Here is an 11,368-nt window from a genome sequence, read left to right as displayed (position 1 = left end):
CGGACGTTTCGACGTCTGGGTGACACGCACATTGCTGGGGGGCATGATGCGGACACATAACGCTGTCTGTGGACGCGCACGATGAGTGCGATCGAAGAGGTAGCGCCCTCGCTGTACCTGCCGGGGTTCGCGCCCCGGCAGGTGCACCGCGAAGCGGCGGTCGCGCCGCGCGCCTCTGAAGCGCTCGTCAGCCGACAGCAGTGGGAGCGCCGCTACCGCACGATTCTCCGCGTCAGCGACACCGCCGTGGTCCTGTGCGCCTGCATCCTCGCCTCCGTCTTCTCGCTGCTGGCGACGGCCCCGTCGATCCTGAGGGCCGACCCTGCGCTTCTGGTTCGGGTGCCGCTGTTCACCGCGCTGATCTGGCTCCTGATGCTGAGCCTGTTCAACACGCGCGAGGCCGCGATCATCGGAGTCGGCGTCAGCGAGTACAAGCGTGTCGCGCACGCGACCGGGCTCGCCTTCGGGACCCTCGCCATCTTCTTCCTGCTCTTCGAGTGGGAGGGCATCCGCACGCAGCTGTCGTTCGCGTTGCCCGCCGGCATCCTCGCCCTCGTCTGGTCCCGCTGGCTGTGGCGGCGCTGGCTGTGCCGTCAGCGCGCCCTCGGGCGCTACGCGTCTCGGACAGTGATCGTCGGGGGCCGCGAGGATGTCGAGTACGCGCTCCGCACCCTGGGCCACGACGGCCGGATCGGGTACCGCGTCGTCGGCGTCGCGATCCTCGACGAGTCGCCCGCTGCGCTGGTCGTGGACGGGCACGTCTACCCCGTGGTGCACGGCTCCGACTCTGTCGTGCCCGCGGCGACCGCACTGCACGCCGACACCATCCTCGTCGCGAGCCAGCCGACGAAGGATCCGACGTTCGTCAAGCGTCTCGCGTGGGAGCTCGAAGGCACCGCTGCAGAGGTCGTTCTCTCCAGCCGCATCGCCGACGTCGCCGGCCCGCGCATGTCGCTGCGCCCTGTGGAGGGGATGCCGCTGATCCACGTCCGGATCCCGCGTTTCGACGGCGGCGCCTACCTCCTCAAGCGCGGTCTCGACATCGCGGTGTCATCGCTCGCGCTGCTCGCCTTCGCGCCGTTCGCAGCCGTCATCGCTCTCTTCATCGCGATCGACGATCCCGGTCCGGTGTTCTTCCAGCAGGACCGCGTGGGCCGCGACGGGCGCCACTTCCGCATGCTGAAGTTCCGCTCCATGCGCGTGGATGCCGAAGCGCAGCTCGCCGCTCTTCGCGCGGACAACGACGGGGCCGGGCTGCTGTTCAAGCTCAAGCACGACCCGCGGGTGACGCGCGTCGGCCACGTGCTCCGGAAGTACTCGCTCGATGAGGTGCCGCAGTTCTGGAACGTCCTCCGCGGCGACATGAGCGTCGTGGGGCCCCGACCTCCGCTTCCCGACGAGGTGAGCATGTACGACACCGCGGTCTCGCGGCGCCTCTACATCAAGCCGGGCATCACCGGGCCCTGGCAGGTGGGCGGGCGAAGCGACCTCTCGTGGGACGAGAGCGTGCGCCTCGACCTGCGGTACGTGGAGAACTGGTCCGTGTTCGAGGACCTGCAGATCATGTGGCGCACCGTCAAGGTCATGGTCCGCCCCGAAGGAGCCTATTGATGGCCATCAGAACCGCCCCGAGTCCGGCGGCCGTCGGTTCGCCGGACGGTCTTTCCTCGGGAGGCACCCGCACGCTGGAGATCGCGATGATCGGCACGCGCGGCGTTCCCGCCGCGTACGGCGGCTTCGAGACCGCGGTCGAGGAGGTCGGCCGGCGGCTCGTCGAACGCGGCCACGCGGTCACGGTCTACACGCGCGGATCCGATCAGCGGGAACGCGAATACCTGGGGATGCGCGTCGTCCACCTGCCGGCGCTTCGGCAGAAGCAGCTCGAGACACTGAGCCACACGGGGCTGTCCGCGCTGCACGCCATCACCCGAAAAGCCCCGGATGCCGCGTTCGTGTTCAACGCCGCGAACTCCCCATTCGTGCCGCTGTTGCGCGGACGCGGCATTCCGGTTGCCCTCCACATGGACGGGCTGGAGTGGAAACGCTCCAAGTGGGGCGCGAGAGGACGCGCGTACTACCGGTGGGCGGAGGAGTTCGGTGTCCGGTCGGCTGATGCGCTCATCGCCGACGCGCCCGGCATCGCCGACTACTACACGGAGGAGTTCGGCGTGCCGACGGAGCTCATCCGCTACGGTGCTCCGATCCTCGAGGGAGCCCCTGTCGACGGCATCCGCGCGCTCGACCTGAATCCCGGCGCGTATCACCTGGTCGTGGCTCGCTTCGAACCCGAGAACCACGTGCTCGAGATCGTCGAGGGATACCGCGCCAGCCGCGCGACCGCGCCGCTCGTGGTCGTCGGCTCGGCCCCCTACGCGGCCGAGTACACGCAGCGGATCCGCGCCGCGGCGGACGGCGACCCTCGCATCCGACTGCTCGGCGGCGTCTTCGACCAGGACCTCCTCGACGCCCTCTACGTCCACGCGCGCACCTACGTCCACGGCCATTCGGTGGGCGGCACGAACCCGTCGCTCCTGCGCGCCATGGGCGCCGGCACGGCGGTGATCGCCTGGGACGTCAACTTCAACCGGGAGACGCTCGGCGAGCTCGGCTGGTTCTTCGAGAGCGCGAGTGAGGCCGAGAGGCATTTCACCTCCCTCGAAGACGACAGCACCCAGGTTCCCGTCCTGTCCGCCGCTGTCCGGGCGCGTGCCGAAGAGTTCTTCCGCTGGGACGACGTCGCAACCGCGTACGAGAAGCTCGCCGCGCGGATCGCCTCGGGGAACTCGGTGCATCCGGTGGCGCGGCGCGCGCGGCGGGCGGGGACCACTGCATGAGGTTCGTGAGCACCACTGCGCGTGACGCGGCGGCGCGCGCCGACGGGATCGCGCGCGCTGACGGCGACCCCGCCGACATCGGCGCCGCCGACGACGCGCTGATCGAGGCGGAGCTGATCGAGGCGGAGCTGACCGCGAGCCGCGGCGCCGCCACCCCGAGCGCAACGGCTCCCGCGCAGAGCCGCCGCAGCATCCTCACGTCGGTCGGCGGCAGCGCCGCCGCACGACTCGTGGTGATGCCGATCAGCGCCGTTCTGGGTCTGATGGTCACCCGACTCATCATCGACAACTACGGCGAGGGCGCCTACGCGCAGTACATCCTCCTCGTCGGCGTCGCCGCCATGATCCCCTTCGCCGACCTCGGACTGTCCGCGGCGATCATGAACGCCACGGCGGCGGCAGCAGACCCGCGCTCGGACCGCCACCTGCGCGGTGTGCTGATCTCCTGCATCCGCATCCTCGCCTGCTGCGCATCAGTGCTGATCTTGACCGCCCTCGCGGTCTACGCACTCGGGCTGTGGGATGACATCCTCGGCGACGGTCTGACGCTCGCGTCCGGTTCTCTCGCGGCGACGCTGTGCCTCATCGCCCTCGGGCTGAACCTCCTCATCTCCTTCGGCCAGCGGATCCTCATCGCGCTCGGCAAGAACACGCTCGTCGTGCTGCTGAGCGGGCTGCAGACGCCGATCGTGCTGCTGGTGCTCTGGCTCACGATCTCGGCCGGGGCACAGGGCGGCTTCATCGCGGTCGCCTCGTACGCGGCGACGTTGACGATCAGCGTGATCGGGCTCGTGCTGGCAGCGCGGCACATCAATCCCACCCTCGGCGAAGCGGTGCGCGGAGCCCTCCGCCCGCGGGAGCGGGGCGAGAAGGTCTTCGACGTCGCGTGGCCCATGCTCATCCAGATGGTCGCGGTCCCCCTCGCCACCGCATCGGATCGTCTGGTTCTCAGCCACCTCGGTACCCTGTCGCAGCTGACGGAATACAGTCTCGCTGCGCAGATGTTCACGCCCCTTCTGGTCGTCGTCGCCACGGCGGGGATGTCGCTCTGGCCGGTGTTCGCGAAAGCGCGCAGCACGGGCTCCTCCAGCCCGCTCTCCCCCCAAGTGATGGCCTGGGGTTTTGCGGCGATGGGCATCATCGCGAGCGCGATCATGTGGAGTCTCTCCGGGCTGCTCTCCCAGCTGGCGTCGGGTGGCGCGATCACCGTGGGATGGCCGGTACTGCTCGCATTCAGCGTGTTCATCGTCGTCGACGCGGCTAAGCACCCGTTCGGCATGTATCTGACGGATGCCCCGGGACTTCGGTTCCAGGCCTACTTCACGTTGCTGCTGCTGCCAATCAATCTCGCGCTGACGATCGTGCTCACACCTCTGCTCGGGGCACCGGGCCCGCTGATCGGATCGATCGTCGGCGTGGTGGCGTGTCAACTTGTTCCCAATATCCTTCTGGTGCGGCGGCGCATGAGACGTGCGGATCTCGACAGAGCCGCCGCTGCCTCGAAGGGAAATGCATGAAGATCGCACAGGTCGGCGACTATTCGGTGTCGAACTGGGGCGACCAGCTCTACCCGGGGGCGAGCCGTCATCTGTTCCGCGAGCTCGGCGTCGATGTGAGCCCGTCGTATTTCGCGCCCCTTGCCGGCACCACGGCATCAGGAGAGCCCATCAGCCCGTACTCGGAGATCGGCCGCAGCGGGGCAGCCGCGGTACTCGTCGGCGGCGGTGACCTCATCCGCTTCGACACTCTCACCGTGGCGCTGGACCACATGTCGGTTCCGCACGAGCGGCGGCGAGGGCGCCTGCTGAAGTGGCGAGCCGAGTCCTTCGCCCGCCGACACCTGGCCGATGGCCCCGGTGCCTGGATGCCCACTCTCCCCTGGATCCCGGGAGCCCCGACGGCTCTCGTGTCGGTGGGGATCCACACCCCGCCCCCGACCTCCGAGGTGGCTCGTGCGTTCTCCCAGGTGAAGGCCGCTTGGGCACGCACGGCAAGCGGTGCGGAACAGCTCCGCACCGCCGGGGTCGATCCGGACAGCATCGTCCTCGCTCCCGACATGATCTTCGGCCTCGCAGAACTGATGCAGCCCGAGGCGGCCCGAACGCGCGGCGCGGCGCTCCTCTCCGAGCGCCTCGGCGTGGACGAGCCGGTCGCGATCTTCCATGCGGCGACCTTCCACGGATGGCCGCAGGCCCGAGTGGAGTCCGCACTGGTCGCATTGCGTGGCATTCCCACCGCCGTCCTCTCGCTGGGCGCCTACTCGGGCGAGGACCGGGTGCTCGCGGATGCCGCGCGTGCCGTCGGTGTGGGCGCACTGATCGGCCTCGACCCGGACGAGATCACCGCGGTTCTCGCGGCGGCGGGCGCCGTGTTCACGACGAGCATGCACGCGGCGATCGTCGCCGGATCCTTCGGCACGCCGGTCTTCGTACCCGGGGTCAAGAAGACCAGCGAGGCGTTCGCGGCGTGCCCCTCGCCGCCTCCCGTCGAGGGCGTCGACGAAGCGGACCTCGCTGGGGCGCTGCGCGCACGGCTGGGCAGTCGAACGCACCATGATCCCCGACCGAACGCACACGCGGCGACCGCGGCGATGCTCAGCGTCCTGCAGCGCCTCGGGATCGCCTAGCCGCGAGAGGGCCGACCGGTCGGCCGTGGCACGAGCCGATACCTCGTACCGCCGTCACCCTCTGCGACGTCCTTGGGGAGATGGGGCACCCCGGCGAGATATGCCGTCCCCTCTTCCTGGGCAACGTCCCACGAGTAGGTGCTCGCGACCTTCCGGCTCGCGTGAACCACGGCGAGCGCGTCGATCACCCCCATGCGCAGCCCCGCATCCTTCATCTGCTGCGCCCAATGGAAGTCCAGCCCCCACCCGTACCGGAGGTCGGCCGGGAAAGGCAGCAGGATCTGCATCGCATCACGCCGGATCAGCGTCACCGGTCCGATCTCCACGAAGTCCGTCATTCGAGCGACGGTCAGCAGCCGTCGCTTCGTCAACGGCCAGTTCGCGTTGCTCTGGCGGGTCTGGGCCGGCTGGGCGAGGGCGAGATCGAGGCGCTCGCATAATTCGATCGCGCGATCGAGGAACCCCCTCGGCATCACGACGTCGTCGTCGATGATCACGAGCCAGTCGGGATCGCCCATGTCGTCCGTGAGGACGTTCAGGTTCTGGAACTTGCCGGCGGTGAGGTGATCTGCCGCCGTGTCGTCGAGGAGTTCCCTGGGCGTGTCCCCCATCGCACCCAGACGCATCTCCACGTGATGCCGGCCCGCGCGCAGCTCACGGGCTGCGCTCGCGATCGGCTCCGGATCGCGGTAGATGCCGACGACCACGACGGATGACGGAGGCGTCCGGAACGTGAGACCGGCGAGCACACGCGCGTACGCGTCGTCCACCCGCTCGGCGACGCGCCGCGCCGCCCGCTTGATCCCATACCCCCGTGTCCGAATGCGCACACCCACCCCTTTCACCCTCTCGCCTGCACCCGCGCCATCACAGCTCTCCGGGCAGGGATGCCTGTCGATCGATCTCCGCGAGGGCCCGCTGCGCGCGGTCGCTGCGCTTCTCCGAGCGCGGGGCGTAGACCACGAGCGCGTGGAACAAGAATCGCACGAAGAAGGCGATCACGAGCGTCAGCGCGGTCGCGATGGCCGCGGACAGATGCCAGCCGCTGACCAGCACGGCCACGATCGGGATCCGGACCAGCGCTTCCGCATTGTTGAACGCGAACGACTTGGCGAAGCGCGACGCGAATCCGGATGCCTGGCCCGTCATGTCCGAGAAGACGAATCTCTCGAACATCAGGAAGTTCGCCACGATGGTGACCTCGGCGGCCACGACTGCGGCGACGACGTAGTTCACACCCCATCGGACGAGCACCCAGACGATCAGCACGTTCGCGATCGCGCCGAGGGCGCCGACGAGGGCGAACGCGGACATCTTCCCGAACCTCAGGGCCCCGAGTTGCGCGAGGAAATGCAGCCCCTGACGCATCGAGGCCTTCGACTCCCCTGCGAACCGCGTGGCGAAGTGGAACGGGATCTCCACGACGCGCAGCGGACGGCGAGCCAGGATCTCGAGGAGGATCTTGAACCCGCGGGGTTTCAGGGAGTCGTAATCGATCGCGCGACGATCGACGAGGAAGAACCCGGTCATCGGGTCGGACACGTTCTTCAACCGCACCGGGAACATCGCGCGCGTGAGCGTCGTGGAGGCGCGCGACACCAGGACACGCGTCCGGTCCGACAGCCCGTGTGCCGAACCGTCCCCCACATACCTCGACGCGACCACGACGTCTGCGTCGCCGGCATCCATCCGGGCGACCAGGTCGGGGATCGCCTCCGGCGGATGCTGAAGATCTCCGTCCATGACGATGCAGATGTCCGCGGAGGCGGCAGCCAGACCCTCCACGACCGCGCCGCCGAGGCCTCCGACGGGATCTGCGCGGTGGATGAGGCGCACGGGTATCGCGGAATCCGCCGCGACCTGCTGGATCCGCTCCGGAGTCTTGTCGCTGCTGTCGTCGACGAAGAGGATCTCGGTCTTCCACGGGCGGGTGGCGTGTGCGATGCGCGTGACGAGCTCAGCGATATTCGGAGCCTCGTTGTACGTCGGCACGATGACGGTGAGATCCACGCTTCCCCCGGAGCTGACTCGCGGAGACCCGACGCGCCCGCGCATGCGGCCGCTGCTCATGCCTCGCCCCCGCGACGCAGTCCCCACTCAGACTCTATCGAGTCGCCGGCCCTCCGGGCCAGTCGCGCCGCTCGCGCGGAGTCATCCGGCAGGCGGCGCGAGCAGCCGCAGCAGCGCGGCGGCATCGGCGTCGAGCTCCGCGAAGAGTGCGCGATGCGCTGCCCGACGCTCGCGGTGGAGGTCGGGGATGTCGAGGGGCGACGCCGCGGTCCTGCGTCGGCCGAAGATCCCTCGCGTGGCGGCAGCCGGGGGGATCGGTGCCCCGCGCCGCCCGTTCGAGAGGGCGACGAGCTCCGCCAATCCTCTGCCGCCTTCCAGCCCCGCGCCGCCGTCGACCGCGGCGAGGTGGATGAACTCCCGCACGGTGAAGGAGCGTCGTCGCGCTGCGGGGTCGAGCAGGGCGACGGCCGAGCGCTCAGCACCCGTCGCGGTGAGGATGAGACCGGCACGATCCACGTCGCCGCGCTTCAGGATGCGGGAGCGGTGAGCCTCCCCGCGTGCGGCGGCGAGCTCAGGGAGCCGGGCCATGGCGACGGAGCACATGGCGAGACCCGGGTCCGCGTGCGCCCCCCGGCTCACGACGTCGTACCCCGCGCCGGTGCGATCCAAGTCCGAACCGACGACGGCGGCGAGATACGCCGAACGGCACACATTCTGCGCGCAGACGAAAAGGATGCGGCTGGTCACGACCGCCCTCGGGGATGGTGGCACGGATCCACCCTACGGGCGACAGCGAGGCCATGGCCACGACTGTGCGGATCGCGTCTCCGACTCGGAAGAACCCGGCGGACCAGGCAGAATAGGCATGCGGAGTGCGTGCGCAACCCGCCCCGAACGAGACGAGGCACTGTGACTCTGCGCGAATACATCGCGTCGCTGCGAAAGTACTGGTTCGTGATCGTCGCGCTCGCAGCTCTCGGCGGCTTGGCCGGTTACGCCTACGCGCAGTTCCAGCCCGATCTCTACCGCTCGCAGTCGTCCGTGATGGTCATCCCGGCTCGGGGCGACAACACCAGTGAACTCGTCCAGGGCTCGAGCTACGTCCAGAACCTCGTTCAGACGTATGCCGTCGTCGCGACATCTCCGACCGTTCTGGAACCGGTCATCCGCTCGCTCGATCTGCAGACATCGCCGCAGGCGCTCGCGCAGACGATCTCGGTCGAGTCACCCCTCAACACCGTCGTCCTCAACATCTCCGTCGTCGCGCGAGAACCCGCTCTCGCGCAGCGCATCGCCGATGCCGTCGCCGAGGAGCTCGCCGGCGCCGTTCAGGACCTCTCCCCGCAGAATGCCGACAACAAGCCCGCCGTACGCGTGCAGACGATCTCCCCGGCGAAGATCGCGCAGTCTCCATTCTCGCCGAATGTGCGCCTGTTCGTCGGAGCGGGCGCCGTCATCGGGCTCCTCCTCGGTGTCGTGTTCGCGATCCTGCGCCGACTCCTCGCGACCCGAGTGGTCACGCGCGCCGACATCGCCGCGCAGACCGATACGCCCCTCCTGGGCGAGCTGTACCAGGCGGGTGCGGGCACGACACTCGCGACCGTCGTGCGGACCGCGCCGCGCGGCTCGGTCACCGAATCCGCCCGGAACATCGTCGCGAACCTCCGGTTCGCGAACGTCGACGGCGTCACGAAGGTGATCCTCGTCACGTCGGGGACGTCCGGCGAGGGGAAGTCGTCCGTCAGCGTGTCGATCGCGGAGATCATGGCGGAGCAGGGCGCACGTGTGCTGCTCATCGACGCCGATCTGCGTCGCGCGTCCATCGCCGAGCTCACCGGGCTCGAGGGAGCCGTCGGACTGACGACCGTCCTGCTCCGCGACGTGTCGGTCAGCGAGGCGATCCAGGAGTGGCAGCCGAACCTCGACGTCCTCACGAGCGGTGTGCTCCCGCCGAACCCCGTCCAGCTGCTCACCTCGGATCACCTGCGCCAGCTCATCGAATCCGTCCGTGACGAGTACGACTACGTCATCATCGACAGCGCACCTGTGCTCGCCGTGAGCGACCCCCTGTGGCTCGCCTCGACGACCGACGGCATGGTGGTCGTCACCCGGTCTCGCATGACGAAGCGCGAGGATCTGACCCGCACTCTCGCGACCCTCGAAGCGACGAGGGAACCGATCATCGGCATCATCCTCAACGGCGCCAAGCAGGTCGACCTGGGGCCCTACTACGAGAAGACACCCGAGAAGCGTCGGCGACGCGCGACCTCGAAGAAGGTAGAGACGAACGCGTGACCGCCGTCGGGGCCACCTCGCACAGGCGAGCCCCCGCGCCGGGCGTTCTCGCCTCGATCGCTCTCTTCGCCGGCGCCGCCGCACTGGCGATGCTCATGTCGCCGTCGGTGTCGCTCTGGACGGACGAAGCGGTCACCCTGTCGGCGGCGACGCGCACCCCGGAGCAGTTGTGGGCGCTGCTCCAGCGCATCGACGCCGTGCACGGCGTGTACTACGCGTTCATGAGCGGATGGATCCACGTCTTCGGCGACTCGCCTTTCGCCGTCAGACTGCCGAGCGCTCTCGCCGCAGGTGCGACCGCCCTCGGCATCCTGTCGCTCACGCGACTGATCGCCAGTGGAACCACGGCATGGCTTGCCGCGGTCGCCTGCGCGACGCTCCCGCGCGTCGCATGGGGCGGGATCGAGGCCCGGCCGTTCATCTTCTCCGCACTTGCGGCCACGTGGGCGACCTACCTCCTCGTCCGGGCCGTGCGATCCTCTGCTCCCCGCGCGTGGGCGGCCTACGGCCTGGTCGCAGCAGCGGGCGTCCTGATCAACATCTACGTCGTGCTGGTGATCGTCGCGCACGCCGCGACGGTCCTTCTGCTCCCCCGCACGCGTCGCACCCTTGCGGGCTTCGCCGTCGCCGCGGCCCTGGCGGTGGCCGTCACCACTCCCCTCCTGCTCCTCGCACGCTCGCAGCAGGGCCAGCTGGGGGGCCTCGGCGACCGGAACCCGCTCAGCATCGCCCGGAAGGTCCTCGTCAACCAGCTGTTCCTCGGCGAGACCCCGACGGCGGAGGCGGCTCCGGCGTGGTTCACTCGGGCCTGGCAGATCGGGGCAGTGGCCGCGGCAGCGATCGGTCTGTTCCTGATCACGCTGGCGGTCCTTCGGCGCACGGCGCCGGGCGACCGCAAGCGTGAGATCCTGGCGGTCGCGATGCCATGGCTCATCATCCCGACCGTGATCGTCGCCGGCTACGCCGTCGCCGTCGCGCCGCTCTACCAGCCCCGCTACCTGACGCTGGTAGCGCCGGCGGGGGCGATCCTGATCGCCGTCGGAGTCCGCACGATCCGCGCCCGCGCCGCGGCCATCGCTCTCGTCGCGGTCTACGTGGTGGCGATCGCTATCGTGTTCACCTCTCAGCGCATCCCCTTCGCCAAGTCGGGCAGCGACTGGTCCGCCGCCGCGCGCGTCGTGGAGTCGCAGGCCGACGCGGGCGACGCGATGTACTTCGCCCCCCGCGACACCGACGGCCCGTCCGGGACGGCGCACCTCACCTCGCGCCGCATCGCCTACGCCTACCCCGGGGCGTTCGTCGGACTCACCGACCTCACGCTCCAGGAGACCGGAGCACAGTCGGCCACGCTCGACGGCTCCTCCCGCGGACTGGACGAGGCGCTGCCCCTCCCGGATGGGACGCAGCGCGTGTGGGCCCTGTACAGCAAGAAGGGACCTCCCCTCGTGCGTACGGGATCGGATACGCTTCTGCGCGACGCCGGATACGTCGGCACGGTCGTGTGGGATGGCCCGTCGACCGTCGTCGTGGAGTACACCGCCGCGGAGTGACCCCCTCACCGCCGGCGGGCCGCTCGGCGCCGACGGTGTGAGAGTTGTCTCAT

At 69.4% G+C, this 11,368-nt stretch carries 9 protein-coding genes; 6 read left to right on the top strand and 3 right to left on the bottom strand.

Annotated elements, in window-relative coordinates; genetic code table 11:
* Positions 1-81: 81 nt before the first annotated feature.
* From J0P97_RS09670 to J0P97_RS09655, 4 genes are all read left to right on the top strand, one after another.
* Positions 82-1,611, top strand: coding sequence for a sugar transferase (locus J0P97_RS09670; RefSeq protein ID WP_215487584.1), 1,530 nt, complete (start codon positions 82-84; stop codon positions 1,609-1,611).
* Between the two features lie 86 nt (positions 1,612-1,697).
* Positions 1,698-2,834 carry a glycosyltransferase gene (locus tag J0P97_RS09665; RefSeq protein WP_215487705.1) on the top strand — a complete coding sequence of 379 codons (1,137 nt, stop codon included), beginning with the start codon at positions 1,698-1,700 and terminating at the stop codon, positions 2,832-2,834.
* A gap of 5 nt (positions 2,835-2,839) precedes the next feature.
* Positions 2,840-4,351 (top strand): lipopolysaccharide biosynthesis protein, encoded by a 1,512-nt coding sequence (locus tag J0P97_RS09660; RefSeq protein ID WP_282836926.1) that lies wholly within the window; start codon positions 2,840-2,842, stop codon positions 4,349-4,351.
* Positions 4,348-5,460: a polysaccharide pyruvyl transferase family protein gene (locus tag J0P97_RS09655; RefSeq protein ID WP_215487582.1), complete on the top strand. Its 1,113-nt coding sequence runs from the start codon at positions 4,348-4,350 to the stop codon at positions 5,458-5,460. The genes J0P97_RS09660 and J0P97_RS09655 overlap by 4 nt, the downstream gene beginning before the upstream one ends.
* Here J0P97_RS09655 and J0P97_RS09650 read toward each other — a convergent pair.
* The 3 genes from J0P97_RS09650 to J0P97_RS09640 form a co-directional block, all read right to left on the bottom strand.
* The gene (locus J0P97_RS09650) at positions 5,457-6,296 is read right to left on the bottom strand and encodes a DUF707 domain-containing protein (protein WP_215487581.1); all 840 of its coding nucleotides are present in this window, start codon (positions 6,294-6,296) and stop codon (positions 5,457-5,459) included. The genes J0P97_RS09655 and J0P97_RS09650 overlap by 4 nt on opposite strands.
* A 31-nt stretch (positions 6,297-6,327) precedes the next feature.
* Positions 6,328-7,470, bottom strand: a complete 1,143-nt coding sequence (locus tag J0P97_RS09645) for a glycosyltransferase (protein WP_215487580.1) — start codon at positions 7,468-7,470, stop codon at positions 6,328-6,330.
* Positions 7,471-7,611: 141 nt separating this feature from the next.
* Positions 7,612-8,217, bottom strand: coding sequence for an arsenate reductase/protein-tyrosine-phosphatase family protein (locus J0P97_RS09640; protein ID WP_215487579.1), 606 nt, complete (start codon positions 8,215-8,217; stop codon positions 7,612-7,614).
* A gap of 162 nt (positions 8,218-8,379) precedes the next feature.
* Here J0P97_RS09640 and J0P97_RS09635 point away from each other — a divergent pair, with 162 nt between their 5' ends.
* Both J0P97_RS09635 and J0P97_RS09630 read left to right on the top strand, forming a co-directional pair.
* A complete protein-coding gene (locus tag J0P97_RS09635) occupies positions 8,380-9,765 on the top strand; it encodes a tyrosine-protein kinase domain-containing protein (protein WP_215487578.1) in 1,386 nt (461 codons plus the stop codon).
* A complete protein-coding gene (locus J0P97_RS09630) occupies positions 9,762-11,315 on the top strand; it encodes a glycosyltransferase family 39 protein (protein WP_215487577.1) in 1,554 nt (517 codons plus the stop codon). Before J0P97_RS09635 ends, J0P97_RS09630 begins: the two co-directional genes overlap by 4 nt.
* The last annotated feature ends 53 nt before the right edge of the window (positions 11,316-11,368 follow it).

It is taken from the genome of Microbacterium flavum (assembly GCF_018717645.1).
Classification (GTDB): domain Bacteria; phylum Actinomycetota; class Actinomycetes; order Actinomycetales; family Microbacteriaceae; genus Microbacterium; species Microbacterium flavum.
The sequence above is the reverse complement of the archived record's forward strand: the minus strand, read 5'-3'. Positions and strand labels throughout refer to the sequence as shown.